We start from the raw sequence: 16,631 nt of genomic DNA, 5'->3' as shown, positions 1-16,631 counted from the left end.
CCGGTTTGGTAACCGAAAAATAGTATGCTGTTATCCTTACTGATTTTCCTTCCGTTACTGGGCGCCCTGCTGGTGGTTCTGCTCCCCGACAGCCTGAAAACCGTTTATAAATGGATTTCCCTGACGGTTTGCGGCCTCGAGCTCCTGGTCGGTGGCCTGGTGTATGCCGCTTTCGATCCGGCCCAGTCCGGCTACCAGCTCCTCGAACGCGCCGACTGGATTACCCTGCCGCTGGGTTCGCTCGGGCTGGTTTCGATTGATTATCTGGTCGGAATCGATGGCATCAGCCTGCCGCTGGTGCTGCTGTCGGCGGTCGTGATGCTGGTCGGGGCGGTTTCGTCCTGGACCATCGACAAGCGTCTGAAAGCCTATCACTCCCTGTATTTATTGCTGACAGCCACGATCATCGGCTGTTTTGTGGCCCTTGATTTCTTTCTGTTTTTCCTGTTTTTCGAATTCATGCTGCTGCCGATGTATTTTCTCATCGGTTTGTGGGGGGGGCCGCGCCGGGAATACGCTTCGATCAAGTTTTTCCTCTATACGCTGGCCGGTTCGGTCCTGATTCTGCTGGTCATGATCAGTCTGTATCTGTCGGTCATGGACCCGGTCGAAACCGCCCTGCAAATCGGCCTGATCGGCGACCGGTCGGAAATAACCGGGGAAATCATTCGGCAGGTTCAGTACCTGCTGGCCGATTACAAACTACCGTCGCAGCAAATCGTGCATACGTTTGATCTGCGCTACATGGCCCACGGCGGGAATTACCTGCCCGATTCGTTCCTCGGCCCGACGGGCGAAATCGTACTGTTCGGCATTCCGTCGCGGATGCTGGCGTTTCTCTGCGTCTTTCTCGGTTTTGCCATCAAGCTGCCGGTTGTGCCGGTACACACCTGGCTGCCCGACGCCCACGTTGAAGCCCCAACCCCGGTTTCGGTCGTACTGGCGGGCGTGCTGCTCAAAATCGGGGGATACGGTTTTCTGCGGATTGGCTGGGGATTGTTTCCCGACGGTGCGGCTGAATACGCCCTGCTATTGGCCGGTCTGGGCGTTATTTCCATTGTCTACGGCGGCTTTAACGCCCTGGCTCAGAGTGACCTGAAGAAAATGATTGCGTACTCGTCGGTATCGCACATGGGTTTCGTACTGCTGGGTATTGCCTCGCTGACGCCCGAAGGAATCAACGGCGCGGTGTACCAGATGGCCAGCCACGGCGTACTGTCGGCCATGTTGTTTCTGCTCACCGGCGTCCTTTACGACCGCACCCACGACCGGCGCATCGACAATTACCGGGGGCTGGCCAGCGCCATGCCGGGTTACACGGCCTTAACCGCCATCGCCTTTTTTGCTTCGCTGGGCTTACCCGGTTTTTCCGGTTTTGTGGGTGAACTCTTCACCCTGATGGGTAGTTTTCAATCGCTCTGGCTGCCCGGCTGGATGACCGCGCTGGCCACCCTGGGCATCATTCTGGCGGCTGCCTATTTTCTCTGGACGCTCCAGCGCATGTTTTTTGGCCCACTCTGGTTGCGCGCCGAAACCGCCGGTTCGCTTACCGACCTCGACGCCCGCGAACGGCTGATGCTGATCCCGCTGGCCGCCCTGGCGCTGCTGCTCGGTTTGTTTCCCAACCTGCTGTTCAACCTGACGAATTCCACCATTGCGGAATGGATTCAGCGGTTTAGTGTGGAATAAAAACAGGCCCCCGATGGAACAGACCGGCGCGGATAGAAATCCGTTTTGATCCGCGGGATCGGTTGCCTCCGCGTTCCTATCTTCCCTGGCTAATGACGCAAAATCAGGGAAGTAGTTGACAAAGAACCAATTATTGTCATAACTTGAGGGTTCTGTCCCGTCCTGGACGGGATTTTCTGTTTCTAAACCATAAAGAGCCTACATTCCCATGTCAGAAAAAAAGATTATTGCCGTTTTCGGTGCTACCGGGGCCCAGGGGGGCGGAGTTGCCAGAGCCATCCTCCAGGATAAAAACAGTGAATTTGCGGTTCGGGCCGTGACCCGGGACGTCAGTTCAGAGAAAGCGAAAGAGCTGGCTCAACTGGGCGCTGAAGTGGTTGCGGCTGATATTGATGATGAGCAAAGCCTGCAACAAGCCCTGGAAGGAGCCTATGGCGCCTTCTTCGTGACATTTTTCTGGGCCCATTTTTCGCCCGAGCGGGAGTACAACGAAGCGCGCAGTATGGCCCAGGCGGCTAAACAGGCCGAGCTGAAGCATGTGATCTGGTCAACGCTGGAAGATACGCGCCAGTGGATTCCGCTGGACGACGACCGGATGCCAACGCTGCAAGAAAAATACAAAGTACCGCATTTTGATGCGAAAGGCGAAGCCGACCAATTCTTTACCGATCTGGGCGTTCCCACGACCTTCCTGAGAGCTTCTTTTTATTGGGAAAACTTTATCTATTTCGGGGCCGGGCCCAAAAAGGGGCCAGATGGTAAGCTGTACCTGACCTTACCGATGGCAGACAAGAAGATGGCCGGGGTCGCTTCGGAAGATATCGGTAAATGCGCTTACGCCATCTTTAAAAGAGGCCCGGAACTGATTGGGCAGACCATCGGCATCGCGGGCGATCAGCTGACGGGTCAGGAAATGGCTTCGAAACTCTCCGCAGCACTGGGCCAGGAGGTCATCTACAACTACGTCACGCCGGAGGTATACCGGGGCTTTGGCTTCCCGGGAGCCGATGACATGGGCAATATGTTCCAGTTCTACCGGGATTTCGACGAAGTGTGCAACAGTGTGCGGGATGTACCGTTTTCCCGGGAGTTGAACCCTGAATTACAGTCGTTTGATACCTGGGTGGCGCAAAACGCAGCGCGTATTCCGCTGGATTAACCACCCGAAAATGCACCGCTCCCGATGATAGCCCCTGGGTGGTTAGGCCGCTGAGGGGCTATCCGTTTATGAGCCCCATCTCCATAAGGCGGTTTTTGTTTCTTTCGCCGTGGCCTTTGTCTTATTCGGCCTAATAGGGTTGGTTTTAATTGATAAGTCGGCGTAAATCTGATAAATTACTTGGGCTAAGCCGACCCGACCGGCGGTTTCCCAAACCACTTTCCTAAACTCACCACCAAAAATGTTCTTCTTCGTTCTTGGCCTACTGGCCCTCATCATCGGTTTTGCCGTTAATACGCCTTCGTTAACCTTTTCCCGGTTTTCCCGCCCATTGAAAGTGGTCGGAGTAATTCTCATTCTTATCGGGCTGGCTTCGTCTTCCGTCCGCCAGATCGACGCCGGAACGGTGGGTGTGCAGAGCCTGTTCGGCAGTGTGCAGGATCGGGTGCTGGAAAGTGGGCTGAACTGGGTCAATCCGCTCGTTACGGTCACGGACTTTGACATCAAAACCCAGAATTATACGATGTCGGGCGCGCACGACGAAAGCGGCCAGCAGGGCGACGACGCCATCCGGGTACTGACCGCCGACGGGCTGGAAGTGGTGATCGATCTGACGGTTTTGTACCGCGTTATCCCGACGGAATCACCCAAGATTTACCGCAGCATCGGTGCCGATTATTCCAACAAAGTGGTTCGACCCATCACCCGGACGCGCATCCGCGACAATGCCGTGTATTACGATGCGGTATCGCTGTATTCGACCAAACGGGATGAGTTTCAAAACCGGATCTACAAAACCATCGAGTCGGATTTGCGCAATCGGGGCATTCTGCTCGAACAACTGCTGATTCGGAACATCAACCTGCCCGCTTCGGTAAAAACCACCATTGAATCGAAGATCAACGCTGAGCAGGAAGCGCAGAAAATGCAGTTTGTCCTGCAAAAAGAACGACAGGAAGCCGAGCGGAAACGCGTGGAAGCGCAGGGCATTGCCGATTACCAGAAAATTCTGGCCACGGGCCTGTCCGACAAACAGTTGCAGTACGAACAGATCAAGGCCCAGCGCGAACTGGCGGCATCGCCGAATTCCAAAATCGTGGTGCTGGGCGGTCGTGGCAGTGTGCCGTTGATTCTCAATGATAAGTAACCTCTAAACCCGCTTGCCGCCAGCCAATAGCCCATTCTTGGGTCAACGCAGTATTAGAGAAGGTTCCTTGTTATTATTTGGTATGCAATCAACTTCTACAGCCGCTACTGAGCCTGCACTTGCCCAACCCGCCCCCGTCCGGCGCCTGATGTCACTGGATGCCCTGCGGGGTTTCGATATGTTCTGGATTGCGGGGGGAGAAGAGATTTTCCACGTGCTGGCCAAAACCACCGGCTGGGCTTGGGCCTTTTTCATGGCCGAACAGTTTACGCACGTCGAATGGGACGGTTTTCGGCCTTACGACTGCATCTTTCCGCTTTTCCTGTTCATGGCGGGCGTTTCGACGCCGTTTGCCGTTGGCAGCCGGCTGGAGCGGGGCGTACTGAAAAGCGAGTTGGCCCGGAAGATTATCACGCGCGGCCTGCTTTTAACCCTGATCGGGATCGTCTACAACAACGGTCTGTTTGTCCACCCAATCAGTGAAATGCGGTTTCCGAGCGTACTGGCCAGGATTGGTCTGGCCGGAATGTTCGCGCAGTTGATTTATCTGTATTTCCCGAATCCGAAGGTGCAGTATAGCTGGTTTGCCGGGATACTGCTGGGGTATTGGGCCGTGATGAAACTCGTCCCGGTACCGGGTTGCGGAGCGGGGCTGTTAACCCTGGATTGCAGTCTGGCGGGTTACATCGACCGCTCCATTTTACCGGGCCGTCTGTACCTGAAAGTACACGATCCGGAAGGCCTGTTCTCCACCATTCCTGCCATTGGAACCGCCCTGCTGGGCATCTTCTCCGGGCAGTTGCTGCGCAGCGAGGGGCCTTCTGCCCACCGCGACCAGAAAACGCTGTGGCTGGTGCTGGGCGGTGTTTCCTGCCTGATTCTGGGGTATAGCTGGGGCTGGATTTTCCCGATCAACAAAAACCTGTGGACCAGTTCGTTCGTGTTGGTGGCTGGTGGCTGGAGCATCCTGATGCTGGCCTTGTTTTACTGGATCATCGATGTAAAAAAAATCAGCGGCTGGGCGTTTTTCTTCACCGTCATCGGAATGAACTCCATCCTGATCTATATCGCCGGGGACTTTATCGACTTTGAATTTACGGCCAAATACTTCTTCGGCGGTCTCCTGAGTTTCTTCTCCGAACCCATCCGGGCCGTGGGGGCGGTTTTGGCGCTGCTGGCCGTGAAATGGGCCTTCCTGTATTTTCTGTATAAGAAGAAGGTTTTTTTGCGGGTGTGAGGTTAATTACCCAGCGTTTATCAGAGGGAATCAGAGCTTATCAGGGCTTCCTCTGATAAACGCTGGGTAATAACATTTTATTTCTTCTCCAGCAATCCCAGCGACCGCAGCCAGTTGTCGCAGGCGGCAGGCCAGCCTTCAATCGAGCCTTTGCCTTTGACCCGGAGCGCGTAGCCGTGGCCGCCCGTCGGATAGAGGTGCATCTCGGCCGGAACGTTAAATTTCTTCAGCGCCAGGTAGTAATCGATGCTGTTTTCCACCGGCACGCCCTTGTCGTCTTCTGCATGGACCAGAAAGGTCGGCGGGGTTTTCTCGTCCACCTGCAATTCATTCGAGTAATACGCCACCTGTTCCGGGCTGGCATTCTTACCCAACAGTTTCTCCCGCGACCCCACGTGCGCTTTCGTTCCAAAAGTCACCACCGGATACATCAGAATCGCGAAGTTCGGTTTGGCGTCTTCGCTGGCGCCGGGTCCCCGGTGGTAGTGCGTCGATAAGGTCGAAGCCAGGTGCCCGCCCGCCGAAAAACCGATCACACCCAGCCGGTCGGCGTTGATGCCCCATTTGGCGGCATGCTGGCGAATGAGCTTCATGCCCTGCATGGCATCGGCCAGCGGCACTTCGTGTTTGTTGGTCTGCGTGCGGTCGTCGGGCAGGCGGTGTTTCAGCACAAAAGCCGCAATACCGCGTTCGTTGAACCACTTCGCCATTTCTTCGCCCTCGTGTCCGTAGGCCAGAATGCTGTAGCCCCCGCCCGGAATCACCATGATGGCGGCTCCGGTCGCTTTGTTTTTGGGCGGTAGAAAAGCCGTCAGCGTGGGTACTTTCACGTCGCTGATGCGGAGAATACCATCTTTGCCCAGTTCTGCTTTTTCCTGAACGGCATCGTTGGCCACGGCATTGGGAATCTGATTCGTGGGCCAGAGATCGAGGGTTTCCGGTTTTTGCGCCATAACGGTGGTGGTCAGCAGGGTCGCTGCGAGCAGCGTAAGTTTAGAGGTCATAGGGGTCAGGAGGTTAAGGATCGCCAAAACGGCATACGGTTTTTCTAGTTCGGAGCCAAATTAGCGACTTTCCCTTTCAAATACCCAATCACCACGTCCAGCCCTTTCTGGTAATGGTGGTTGTTGGGAATCACAATATCGGCTTTGGCTTTGTGCGGTTTGATGTATTCGCGGTAGGTTGGACGAACGTGGTATTCCCACTGGTGCTTGATCATTTCGGGCGACAGCGCACGCTCGAGCTGATCGCGGGTCATCCGCCGTTGGAATTTGATTTTATTGCTGGCGTTGATGAAAATCTTCAGGTCCAGCTGCTCGGCCACGTCCTCAAAATGAAAGGCAAAAATACCTTCCACCACGATGATGGGCGTCGGACGGAGGACGAGTTTCTGGGGAACGGCGTTCGGATTGTTGAACGTATACTCCACGGTTTCAACGATTTTCCCTTCGTGCAATTGCCGGATGTGTTCCGCAAATTGGTGATGATCAATCGTTTCCGGCAAGTCAAAATTGGGGACGCCGATCTCGTCGCGCGGAATCTGATCGATGGTTTTGTAATAATTATCCTGCGAAATCAGGCAAATTTCGTCTTCCGAAAAGGCGTCGATCAGCCCTTTTAAAAACGAGGTCTTTCCGGAAGCACTCCCGCCCGTGATTCCGACAATGAATGGTTTGTTGATCATTCTACAAAAATAAACCATCGGCGCAGAATTACCGCACGACCGCCAATTTCCCGGCCAGCCCCTCCTTCCCGTCCGCCGTGACCGCAAAGACGAAGTAAATCCCGGTTTCGGCCGCACGGCCCCGGTAGTCACGGAGATTCCAGGTCGCCATCCCACCCTGCGAACGGGTTTCGTAAACAAGCTGTCCACCCGCATCCATGATTTTGACGACGGTATTTTCCACCAACCCCCGAACACTGACCAGTCCGCCGAAATCGGGCCGAACCGGATTCGGGAAAATCGTGATTCCGGCGAAAACCGGTACCGGTTCGCTGGCGGTTCCGCCGTATGAAACCAGACCGCTGGTGGTTGCAATAAAGACTTCGCCGTTCGTCGGCTCAATCGCCAGCGCACGGATCTGCGACGACGGCAGTGGGCTGTTCTGGCTCGTAAAATGGTCGATCAAAACCGTACCGTCTTCATTGAAAAGGTACAGCCCGTTCACCGTTCCGATCCATTTCCGGTTGCCCCCATCCACCGCCAGCGCCGTGACGGACTCTCCACTCAGAAGCCGGTTTCGGTCAAAAATCGGGCGGTAGGCCGTCACGGTTCCGGTAAAAACCGCCATCGGATTGTCAAAAACCGCCACGCCATTGTCGGTTCCGACCCAGATCAGGCCGTCGCGGTCCCGGACCATGGCCCGCACGTTGCGATCCGGCAAACCGCCCTCGCCCAACTGGTCGTACAACAGCCGCGTTCGGTTCGTAGCCGGATCGAACACCTGCATGCCTCCACCGTTGGCCGGACTGAGCCGCATCCAGACAAACCCATTGTCGGCGATGAGCAGCTGCTGAACGTCGCCCCGGCTGGGTGTGAAGGGGTCAAACTGCCCGGTTTTTCGCCGGACCGAAACCGTCGTTTGTCCAACATTCAGGCTCGGTGTGGCCAGCCAGAGTTCCCCGTTCGGGTCAACGGTCAGACTGCTGATGTTCGCCAGCGCCCGGTTGACGACTTCCGGCGGATTTTCACCCGAATACGACCATAAACCGCCCCCAAAACTGCCCAGATAGGTTCGCTGATCGGTCGGATTGTATACCGCCGTGCTAAAGTCCGTCGGCAGGGAGGTTGTTAAAACGTTTTGCCATCGGCCCTGTTGAAACCGGTCGAAACCCCGCCGACGGCGCAACGGTTTCAGTTCGTCGGTAAAACCGCCCGGCAACGCCAGCATCTGTGCCATGGGGCCCACCGAAGCCAGTTGCTGAAAAACATCCGAAGCCGGACCATCCGGACTCACGGCCTGTACGGTGGTTCCGGTGATCCGCAGCAAACCGGACAGCGAATCGGCGACCCAGAAACTTCCGGCGGCTTCCACGATTTCTTTCGGTTCGCCGACCAGCGCATTTTGCAGCAAACCGCCTGACGGTCGCAGCAACTGATCGGGTGCCGTCGCCACCCATTCCGTAGCCGTTGGCAGTAACCCGGTAATGGCGGGAATGGATTGAATCACCACCCAGCGTCCGCCCTGCCGCTGGGCCACACCCTGACCCGGAACGGCCACATATACCTGATTGCCAACGCCAACCACCGAACGCACCGGCGCACCCGGCGGCAGAGGCACGGTTTTCCAGCTGCCGAAAAACGCCAGATTGACCGAGGGAGCAAACCGGGCCGCCAGCAGCCCGCGCGAGGTAGCCGCGTAGATGGAATCATTGGCAAAGGCCGTGGCATACACCGCCACGGACGTGCCATTTGGGCCGATGTTGCGGTATGTATCCCGAATCTCCGTTTTCGTCACGTCCAGCACGACAATGCCGAAGTCGCAGGCCAGATACGCATCGGTGCCGGTACGGGTCAGGAGATGAATGCGCTTGCTGCCGGTAATCTGCGTCGCATCGCGTATAAGGGTAATCGTCTTTACATCAACAGGTTCGCCCGCGTCGGATACCGTCAGCAAATCAAGGGTGCCGCTGCGGTAGCCAATCAGCAGGCGTTTCTGGTCGGCGAGGTACGCCAGTTGGCTGACGCCGGTTTCACTAAAACCATCGTCGCGACTCAGGCGCGTGGCTTCGTTGGCCGTCGGATCGTACGAGAAAAAACCGTTCTCCGACGCGCAATAAATCCGGTTCTGAACAGCCGCGACGGTTTGCGCCGATCGATAACTGGGGTGCAGGTGCCAGGTGCCGGGCTGGGCTAAAGAGTGAAGAGTGAAGAGTGAAGAGTGAAGAATTAAAAAAAGAATATAGGTCAGACTCCTTCCCGGCAAAGCCGGTTTTAACCGATTCCAGCTACCTTCAAATCCATACCGCATAACTCATAATTCTGAACTCTTAACTCTTAATTCTCAACTCATTACTGTCTTCATACACCCATTCCTTGCTCACGACCTGCGAACCCAGGTTATAACAACGGCGGCAGCGGGCTTCGTAGCTCTCGGTTTCGCCGAGCAAGACCTTTTCTTTGGAAGGAACCAGCCGGTAGGAATAATTGGCAATGTCGCCACAAACAACGCAGATGGCGTGGACTTTCGTGACGTATTCGGCAATGGCCATTAGTTGCGGCATGCAGCCGAACGGTTTGCCTTCAAAATCCATGTCGAGCCCGGCCAGAATGACGCGCCGGCCTTCGTTGGCCAGGGTGTTGCAGACTTCGATCAGTTCTTTATCGTCGAAAAACTGGGCTTCGTCGATGCCCACCACCTCGCTGTCTCCGGCCAGCGCCAGCATCTCCCGTGCCGACAGAACGGGTTGCGACCGGATCGAGTTGGCGTTATGCGAAACGATGTTTTGCTCGTGGTAGCGCGTATCGACCAAGGGCTTGAAAATGACAACCTTAAGCCGGGCAATCACGGCCCGATTCACCCGCCGGATCAGTTCCTCGGTTTTCCCGGAAAACATCGATCCACAGATCACTTCAATCCAACCCGTACGAAGGTGGGGCGGTTCACGTCGGCGGTTGGGTTCAATAAACATACGTTTTGTAGCGTTGAATAAAAGAATTGAACACCTGGCAACAGCCGTGGTAACAAAGACACTGATAAAGCCCGACAACCACGTTATTTCTCACGAATCTGGCATTTTTCTTGTTGTGACAAAAAAGCCGCCCTTCCAATAATTTCACCAATGTCCGAACGGAATTTTCTGAGCGAAAACCATATCTTTACAAAGCAAAGATATTTTGATATGTCGAACAAGTTCAATTCTTCTTCCCTCACCGAATATTGTAAATCGTACGCTCGCAAAGTGGCCGGTGATTTCTTTGCCCATCACACGGTCATCAGCGGTCAGGAGTTGTTGAAACTAAGCCCGGTCAGCCAGGTCAACTTGTTTGTCATCAGTACTTTATCCGAAAAATGGCGCAGCGATGCCGAGCGTTTTCGCAGCCCGTATTTCGATTTTGAACACCCGGATGTCCGGCAGGCCATGCAGGTGTTTATGAATACCATCTCGCAGCACATTTCGGTACGCCGGGAACACCTGGAACCGTTGCTGGCTGATGCGACCCGCCGGACGTTGATTCTGATTTTCGATCCGCGTCATTATTTCGACGAAGCCCTTCGGAATCAGCCCGATTTCTCGCTGTCGGCCGATGCGGCTCACCAGCTGACGCGCTATACCCAGATCAATAAATTTGTTCCGGCGGCTCTCGAAGAGCGGATGAAAGGCAAGAGCGTGGTGTACGTCAACCAGGCGTTGAACTGGCTCGATGAGATTTTGATGCAGCGCGGCCGGGAACTGGAAAAACCGGAGAAATACATCCCGCTGTTTTCCGAAAAAGTCCTGCTCGACCCGGGCGTTTTGCTCCGTAAATCATCCTACGACTTTGCGCCCCCGCAACCGGTTTCGACCGCCAATAAGTCGTTTTTCGATACGGAAGTTGACGATCCGGCGGTTCCGCCAACGAACGGTCTGGAAGTTGTCGTTAATGGCAGCGGAGCGGATTCGGAAACCACTATAAAACCGCATTTTCTGGACAATTCGGGCCCCTCTGCCGAACCGCAGGCCCCCTCGATGCAGCCCAGTCAGGCGACGACGCATTTGAGCGAAGTTTCCACGGTGAGCCCGAAGGGGGATGAAGAGTCGAGCGGTCCGGTTACCATCGGCGAAACGTTTTACCGGGCCCCCATCGAGAGCATCAGCAAAAGCATTTCGCTGAACCAGAAGTTTATGTTTATCAATCAGTTGTTCAACGGCAACGCAGCTTCCTACAACGAAGCGATTGAAGAACTGAACCGCGCCACCAGCTACGATCAGGCCCGGGATCTGGTTTCGTATCGCTATGCCGCCCAGTACCTGTGGGACATGAGCAGCGACGAAGTCGCGATGCTGATCGATATTCTGAAACGGCGGTTTGCGTAGTTACTGCGGTTCGACTGTATAACCTTCTTTTTTGAGGAGTTCGATCAAGCCGTTGGGGCCTGGCAGGTGTAGCGCGCCCACCGCCACGAACGTGGGCCGGGCCGCCATCAGACCCGGCAGACGCTTCATCCAGTTGTGATTGCGCTCATCGACCAGGTACGACATATCCCCGAAGGATTTGCCCTGTTTTTCGCTCAGTTTCCACATGCCCTGCAAGTCTTCCTTCAGGTAAAGCTCTGTAACGGATTTACCCATATCGTACATATCCGCTTTACTTTTGACCATCTCCACCAGTTGCTGCGCCTGTTTTTCAACCGGGTCGTGGTCGAGCAGGAAGGACATTTGCTCTTCCATCGTTTCGAAGGTCCCGATGGTTTTGTTGCGTTTCCGGCCGTCGCTGGCAAAATACAGATCGATGGGCAAACCCGTAAATGTACTGAGCGTATCCGACTGTTTCTGGGCGTACGTCATGCTCAGCATGGTGGCGGTGATGATCGGTTTGATCTGATTGAACAGGCCGAGATCGAAGCCCGTAGCCCGTTTGAATTCGTCGGCGACCAGCGTATAATCCGGTTCGGCCAGCAGTTTGTTGAGGCTTTTGTCAAGCATCATGCTGCGCATCATCATCGATAGCATCGCCGATGAATCGATCTCGGTTTCGACCACCACGCCTTCCGCCCCTTCGTAGGCGGCTTTCACCTTCGGCTTTTGATTCAAGTAACTATCTTTCAGAATATGGTACGTTCCAAACAGATACGAGGGCTGTTTCAGGCCATTGCCCGACACTTTCCACAGCAGCGACTGCGAAAAAGCCGTGGAAGAAACCAGCAGCAGTAAAAGGGAAATCTTTTTCATCAAGACAAAAATAACAACTCAGTAGATTTTCTGTCGTTTCACCGAGCGGATGATCAGGTACAGCAGCAAACCGACCGGCCCCGCCAGAAAGGTAAAAATCAGACACAAAACCAGCGCACCGTGGGGAATACCCCGGCGGTGGCTGTTACGCATCATCCAGCACCCCACGGTCAGGTCGAACGCCAGGTAGTGAATCCAGCCCGCCAGAACCGCGTCGCTCTGGCTAAATAACGTTTTTATCCCTTCCAGCGTACTGAACGACTGCAAATCCAGACCACTCTGGCCGAAAAAAAGGTAATAAATATAAAAAACCGCCAGCAAAGCCGGAATCAGGAGGGATTTAGTGAGGAAGTCGGTCGGTTTCCAGCGGGGAGCGACCATCATCAGAATCCATTGGGGCAGAACGAGGGCATTGACAATCTGGAAGACAGTATCGGGGGTCATCGTGGTGGTTGAGTAGGACGAGTGTAAGGTACCTGACTCCCGAACAAAAACCAATCCAACCCGTTCCGAACCGCCGGAAAATGATTATATGACCCCAAACCGGTTTACCAGCCTAGTCCGATGACGGCGTTGACGCACAGGGAAAGGCTGCGCGATGGTTGTTTAGGTAAAAAGATATCGGTTAACCCGACCATATTGATTAGTCACGGATGCACAGCAATTGCCCTTTTTGGGTTTCTGTCACGACCAGCCCGAGCTGCCTGGTGGGATCGAAAGCGCAGTTGGTGGGGTTTTCGCCGGGGAGTTTGATCGTTCCCGCGAGCGTACCGGTCGGTTTGTAGACTTGCAGACAACTGCCGCCGTAGATAGCCGCATACAGTAAATTATCCGGCCCGAGTGTCAACCCGTCCGGTCCAAAACCGGTCGGCCCGGTTTCAGCCCAAACCGTCGGACTGATCCAGTTCAGACCGGTTCCATCCCAGCGACCGGCCCAGATTCGCTTCCGGTGGGTTTCGGCCACGAGCAGCGTACGGGCGTTGGGCAGGAAGGCAATCCCGTTGGGATAAAACAGGGTTTCGGAGATTTTTCGGACTTCGCCCACCGCCGTACAAACCCCGACAAAGCCGGGTTGATCTTCATCGGGCGAACCGGGACACGTAAAAAGCAAATTTCCTTCCGAGTCAAACGTCAGGTCGTTGGGCCAGTCGAGCGGGTCGTCGCCGATATGATCGACAATGGTTTCGGGTTCCTGATCGGGGTAATTAATGCACCGAATAGCCTGAAAACCGGAGTCGCAGAACCACAGCCGGTCGCGGTCATCGATGTACAGGCCATTGGGTCGGCTGCCGATGCCCAGATGAAGCCGTCCGCTGGTTCCGTCCGGTTTCAGCCAGAACAAGCTGGCTCCTTCCTGCTCCACGCACCAGAGCGTACCGTCCGATGCAAAAGCCGGTCCTTCCGGAAACCGTAAACCCGTGGCAATTACGTCGATTGTTCTCATTCAGCGTTGCTTGTTAAAAGTCCAGTAGCAGCTAAACAAGAAAAGATTTAATCCGGTTACTAAATCATAAATTTAACGGGACCGGCATATCCCAAACCGTAAATTGCGATGCTGAGGTTTGTGGCCCGGATGACCATTGCGGTATCTGTTACGGAGGCTTTCTCAGCCCAACCCTCGAAGATTTTATCCCGTGGCCGGGTTCTCATGCGGAGTTTTTTTATTCTACGGCTCCTGTCTTTCCCATTACCCCGATTTTTACTCGTTTATCAGACTAAAATACTGACCTTTTTCGCCCGATTCATTCCGCGACTCTAGCCTGTTTATTCCGTCTTTTCATCTCTCTAACAAGTAGTTATTAAAAAAATATAGTGCCTGCTGGTCACTTGCTGTTAAAAAAAATTCCGTAAACTACTTAGGTCTTCGATCTAACTGGAGTGTAACCTTTATCCGTAAGGAGAGACAATCGTTTCCAAGGCCATCAAACAGGCGTTTTTCTGCGAAAATTATTATGAATAAACTTAAACTAAAACAATACTCTATAGTATCAAACAAATAATTCACACAATTTCATTAAACTATTCTACTAATAAATTTAATTATACAAATAATCGCTTTGATGTCACGTAAAGTGATTATAATCTTTATAGCCATTCAATACTGGATAAAAGCAGGAATAGTACTTAGGAAATTCTTCTGGACCCGGTTAAAATTAGCGAGGATAGTATTCTTTTTATATACAATTGCAAACAACCCTTTTTACCAATTTACTGTCTCCTATATGGGAATTAGACCTCATTAGCTGTACCTGGCCGGGTAAGTACCCGACGTATAGAACCCGTATTTCGCACAATTCATGAACATGTCCCGGCTAGTTAGCGTCTGCTTTTAATAGAGTTTTCTACCATTTGGTAGCGATACCGATTAGAACAGAAACGGCGTCCACCTGTGCCTGTTTAACAAGACATGCTGAATGCCGGATTAGAAGTTAATTTTCTCCTGTCTCTCTGTCACAAGTTCATACAGTACGCTCGAAAAGTTACTGTATCCGACTCAAATCTGTCCTAATTACCACCGATCCATTTATAACTATAGTGGCCTAAAACTGCATTTATCAATGCGGCTAATGTGGGATTGATACGGTCCATTTGTAAAGTATTAGGGCACTTATGATTTACTCTGGCCGTCTGAAAACTAGGCTTTCAGCTGGATTGATTAAATGGGCTTCCGAACGATTAAGATCACACCATAAAATACCCGGTTACGTAACTTTTTCGTGACTTAAAAGATTCGATTAACCCTTTAACCCTTTTATGTACCTCAGTAAAGAAAATCTTCAGCAACTCCGCCAAATTGTTCGTGGAGGAACGAAACGCCCCTTTGAAAAACGCTGTCAGTGTATTCTTTATCGGTATTATGGAATGAATATTCAGGAGCTTTCTCAGATTTTTGAAGTCGATCAGCGCAGTATTCATAACTGGCTCAACCGCTGGCAGCAAAAAGGACTTGAAGGCTTATATGACAAAAGCGGACGGGGCAAAAAACCGAAGCTGGATCCGAGCGATCCGCACCATATAGAGGCTGTTCAGAGGGCCGTCTCGAAATATCCCTATGACACCCGGCTAGCCTTGGCGGAACTCAATAGGCAGCTACCACGCCCGGTCAGCCCAAGCACTTTTTTTCGGTTCAGAAAACAGCAATTTGGGGATGAAGGGCCGAAGACAAACGGTTCGTCTCCGGCAGCTTCCGTTTAATCTAAAACACAAGATTCTGATAACCAGCCCATTTCCCAACAAACCTGTTGAAACTTTTCGTCATAAACTGGCAACCGGTTTCTTCCGGAATTTCTTGATCCGGTGAAAGGTCAGAAAATTGGCGTCGTGGTTGTTGTGCGCTCCGCCCAAGCCATCGTCGTAAGCCGTCCGTGATAGAACAATAATGTCCTTGCCGTCGAACAGCCAGTCAACATACTGAAAACCGTGTTTAACCACCTCGGGATGTTGGAGCACAATCTGGCGTAAGGTCCAGGTTTTCAGATCATTCGAACTGCAAAGTGCCTGCGTATTGCGCAAGCTGGCCGGGTTTTTCCCGGTATTCGCCTGTTTGACTTCCTGGGGAATGTAATTCGTCAGCATCCAGTACAATTTCGATTTGGGGTCGTAGCGAATGGTGAACTTTTTACTTCCGCCGGGAAACGGTACAAAACCGCTATGGCTAGCAAACGTTGCGGTTTTTCCATCCGGACTGATGCGCACAAAAGCGGCTTTTTCGTCCAGCGATTTCCGGTGATCCACGCGCAGAATGTCCAGGATTTCGCCCTCAGGACTCAAAACCGCATTGCCTTCGAGCCAGCCGCCAAACTCCCTGTTCAAATACGTCGAATCATACCGCAGCACGTTGCTGCTGGTCCAGCTGGCGGCTTTCATTGGGTCGGCTTCCAGCGGCATAGACATCATAAAAGCCCCATACCGTTTGCCCCATTGTCTGATCGGCCCCATGGCATCTTCCATCGCCCGCCAGAGCCGCCCGTTATGTTCCAGAAACGGCACCGGCGCGCAATGGTATTCACCGGCCAGCAAAAGGCCATTTTCGCCGTCGGTCGGATTCGTCCAGGTAACGCCCCCATCGTCGGATTTGCGAATAATGGTATTGCCGTGGTGTTTGTCCGTCCCGAAGAAATACAGGCCGTTGCGGTGTACGTAGAGTTTCGACCAGAACTGGCCGTTGATTTCCGAAATCTGCGTCCAGGTCTTCCCCTTGTCGGAGGAGCGGTAAATGCGCGAATTAGGCTGCACAAACTCATTGGATTTCGGGCCAAACAAATCGTGCGACGCCAGGTAATCGCCGTTGGGTAGTACGCACAGGCTGGGCGAACCGATATACAGGCCCGAAGACGCCGGACTGTGGGCGACGATGGCTCCCGGCACCCGGGAGAAGTCGGGGGTTTGCCCGACTCCGTCCCCAAGCGACGAAAGGAAAAGAATACCGGATAACAGGAAGTAGTGAAATCTGCCAGGAGTCATATGACAGGAAGTCGAACCGGCTTTTTATTTACTCAATAAAGTCACAGATTTAGGAACATCTC

Annotated in this window: 14 protein-coding genes; 6 read left to right on the top strand and 8 right to left on the bottom strand. The window is 53.4% G+C overall.

From position 1 onward, the window contains the following. The first annotated feature begins 24 nt into the window (after nucleotides 1–24). From ACFPMF_RS25545 to ACFPMF_RS25530, 4 genes are all read left to right on the top strand, one after another. On the top strand, nucleotides 25–1,689 hold the full coding sequence (locus tag ACFPMF_RS25545) for a complex I subunit 4 family protein (protein ID WP_379850511.1): 1,665 nt from the start codon (nucleotides 25–27) through the stop codon (nucleotides 1,687–1,689). Nucleotides 1,690–1,897: 208 nt separating this feature from the next. Further along, entirely contained in the window at nucleotides 1,898–2,848 is a 951-nt protein-coding gene (locus ACFPMF_RS25540; RefSeq protein ID WP_379850509.1) for an NmrA/HSCARG family protein, read from the top strand. 241 nt (nucleotides 2,849–3,089) lie between these two features. Further along, nucleotides 3,090–3,995 carry a prohibitin family protein gene (locus tag ACFPMF_RS25535; RefSeq protein ID WP_379850507.1) on the top strand — a complete coding sequence of 302 codons (906 nt, stop codon included), beginning with the start codon at nucleotides 3,090–3,092 and terminating at the stop codon, nucleotides 3,993–3,995. An 82-nt stretch (nucleotides 3,996–4,077) separates the two neighbouring features. Then, entirely contained in the window at nucleotides 4,078–5,232 is a 1,155-nt protein-coding gene (locus ACFPMF_RS25530; protein ID WP_379850505.1) for an acyltransferase family protein, read from the top strand. 77 nt (nucleotides 5,233–5,309) lie between these two features. Here the strand turns inward: ACFPMF_RS25530 and ACFPMF_RS25525 are convergent, their stop codons facing one another. The 4 genes from ACFPMF_RS25525 to ACFPMF_RS25510 are packed head-to-tail and all read right to left on the bottom strand — an operon-like array spanning nucleotide 5,310 to nucleotide 9,864. Further along, nucleotides 5,310–6,236, bottom strand: a complete 927-nt coding sequence (locus ACFPMF_RS25525) for an alpha/beta hydrolase (RefSeq protein ID WP_379850502.1) — start codon at nucleotides 6,234–6,236, stop codon at nucleotides 5,310–5,312. Between the two features lie 44 nt (nucleotides 6,237–6,280). Further along, entirely contained in the window at nucleotides 6,281–6,916 is a 636-nt protein-coding gene (gene udk / locus ACFPMF_RS25520; RefSeq protein ID WP_379850500.1) for a uridine kinase, read from the bottom strand. Nucleotides 6,917–6,944: 28 nt separating this feature from the next. Then, a complete protein-coding gene (porZ, locus tag ACFPMF_RS25515) occupies nucleotides 6,945–9,203 on the bottom strand; it encodes a type IX secretion system anionic LPS delivery protein PorZ (protein ID WP_379850498.1) in 2,259 nt (752 codons plus the stop codon). 19 nt (nucleotides 9,204–9,222) lie between these two features. Next, on the bottom strand, nucleotides 9,223–9,864 hold the full coding sequence (locus ACFPMF_RS25510) for a thymidine kinase (RefSeq protein ID WP_379850496.1): 642 nt from the start codon (nucleotides 9,862–9,864) through the stop codon (nucleotides 9,223–9,225). Between the two features lie 210 nt (nucleotides 9,865–10,074). Between ACFPMF_RS25510 and ACFPMF_RS25505 the strand changes: the two genes are divergently transcribed. Next, complete coding sequence (locus ACFPMF_RS25505; RefSeq protein ID WP_379850494.1) at nucleotides 10,075–11,250, top strand: hypothetical protein; 1,176 nt, start codon at nucleotides 10,075–10,077, stop codon at nucleotides 11,248–11,250. Here ACFPMF_RS25505 and ACFPMF_RS25500 read toward each other — a convergent pair whose 3' ends face one another. The 3 genes from ACFPMF_RS25500 to ACFPMF_RS25490 all read right to left on the bottom strand — a co-directional run bounded on the left by ACFPMF_RS25500 (nucleotide 11,251) and on the right by ACFPMF_RS25490 (nucleotide 13,549). Continuing rightward, on the bottom strand, nucleotides 11,251–12,105 hold the full coding sequence (locus tag ACFPMF_RS25500) for a TraB/GumN family protein (protein ID WP_379850492.1): 855 nt from the start codon (nucleotides 12,103–12,105) through the stop codon (nucleotides 11,251–11,253). Between the two features lie 18 nt (nucleotides 12,106–12,123). Next, nucleotides 12,124–12,549 (bottom strand): ABA4-like family protein, encoded by a 426-nt coding sequence (locus ACFPMF_RS25495; protein ID WP_379850490.1) that lies wholly within the window; start codon nucleotides 12,547–12,549, stop codon nucleotides 12,124–12,126. Between the two features lie 199 nt (nucleotides 12,550–12,748). Further along, nucleotides 12,749–13,549, bottom strand: a complete 801-nt coding sequence (locus tag ACFPMF_RS25490; RefSeq protein WP_379850488.1) for an SMP-30/gluconolactonase/LRE family protein — start codon at nucleotides 13,547–13,549, stop codon at nucleotides 12,749–12,751. A gap of 1,310 nt (nucleotides 13,550–14,859) precedes the next feature. Here ACFPMF_RS25490 and ACFPMF_RS25485 point away from each other — a divergent pair. Next, nucleotides 14,860–15,300, top strand: coding sequence for a helix-turn-helix domain-containing protein (locus ACFPMF_RS25485; protein ID WP_379850486.1), 441 nt, complete (start codon nucleotides 14,860–14,862; stop codon nucleotides 15,298–15,300). Nucleotides 15,301–15,360: 60 nt separating this feature from the next. Here ACFPMF_RS25485 and ACFPMF_RS25480 read toward each other — a convergent pair whose 3' ends face one another. Beyond that, nucleotides 15,361–16,569, bottom strand: coding sequence for an exo-alpha-sialidase (locus ACFPMF_RS25480; protein ID WP_379850484.1), 1,209 nt, complete (start codon nucleotides 16,567–16,569; stop codon nucleotides 15,361–15,363). Nucleotides 16,570–16,631 lie beyond the last annotated feature (62 nt).

Source organism: Larkinella bovis (genome assembly GCF_042655385.1).
Classification (GTDB): Bacteria; Bacteroidota; Bacteroidia; order Cytophagales; family Spirosomataceae; genus Larkinella; species Larkinella bovis.
The sequence above is the reverse complement of the archived record's forward strand: the minus strand, read 5'-3'. Positions and strand labels throughout refer to the sequence as shown.

Coding starts and splice junctions, on each gene's coding strand:
- ACFPMF_RS25545 (WP_379850511.1), top strand. CDS start 25: ATGCTGTTATCCTTACTGATTTTCCTTCCGTTACTGGGCGCCCTGCTG.
- ACFPMF_RS25540 (WP_379850509.1), top strand. CDS start 1,898: ATGTCAGAAAAAAAGATTATTGCCGTTTTCGGTGCTACCGGGGCCCAG.
- ACFPMF_RS25535 (WP_379850507.1), top strand. CDS start 3,090: ATGTTCTTCTTCGTTCTTGGCCTACTGGCCCTCATCATCGGTTTTGCC.
- ACFPMF_RS25530 (WP_379850505.1), top strand. CDS start 4,078: ATGCAATCAACTTCTACAGCCGCTACTGAGCCTGCACTTGCCCAACCC.
- ACFPMF_RS25525 (WP_379850502.1), bottom strand. CDS start 6,236: ATGACCTCTAAACTTACGCTGCTCGCAGCGACCCTGCTGACCACCACC.
- udk (WP_379850500.1), bottom strand. CDS start 6,916: ATGATCAACAAACCATTCATTGTCGGAATCACGGGCGGGAGTGCTTCC.
- porZ (WP_379850498.1), bottom strand. CDS start 9,203: ATGCGGTATGGATTTGAAGGTAGCTGGAATCGGTTAAAACCGGCTTTG.
- ACFPMF_RS25510 (WP_379850496.1), bottom strand. CDS start 9,864: ATGTTTATTGAACCCAACCGCCGACGTGAACCGCCCCACCTTCGTACG.
- ACFPMF_RS25505 (WP_379850494.1), top strand. CDS start 10,075: ATGTCGAACAAGTTCAATTCTTCTTCCCTCACCGAATATTGTAAATCG.
- ACFPMF_RS25500 (WP_379850492.1), bottom strand. CDS start 12,105: ATGAAAAAGATTTCCCTTTTACTGCTGCTGGTTTCTTCCACGGCTTTT.
- ACFPMF_RS25495 (WP_379850490.1), bottom strand. CDS start 12,549: ATGACCCCCGATACTGTCTTCCAGATTGTCAATGCCCTCGTTCTGCCC.
- ACFPMF_RS25490 (WP_379850488.1), bottom strand. CDS start 13,549: ATGAGAACAATCGACGTAATTGCCACGGGTTTACGGTTTCCGGAAGGA.
- ACFPMF_RS25485 (WP_379850486.1), top strand. CDS start 14,860: ATGTACCTCAGTAAAGAAAATCTTCAGCAACTCCGCCAAATTGTTCGT.
- ACFPMF_RS25480 (WP_379850484.1), bottom strand. CDS start 16,569: ATGACTCCTGGCAGATTTCACTACTTCCTGTTATCCGGTATTCTTTTC.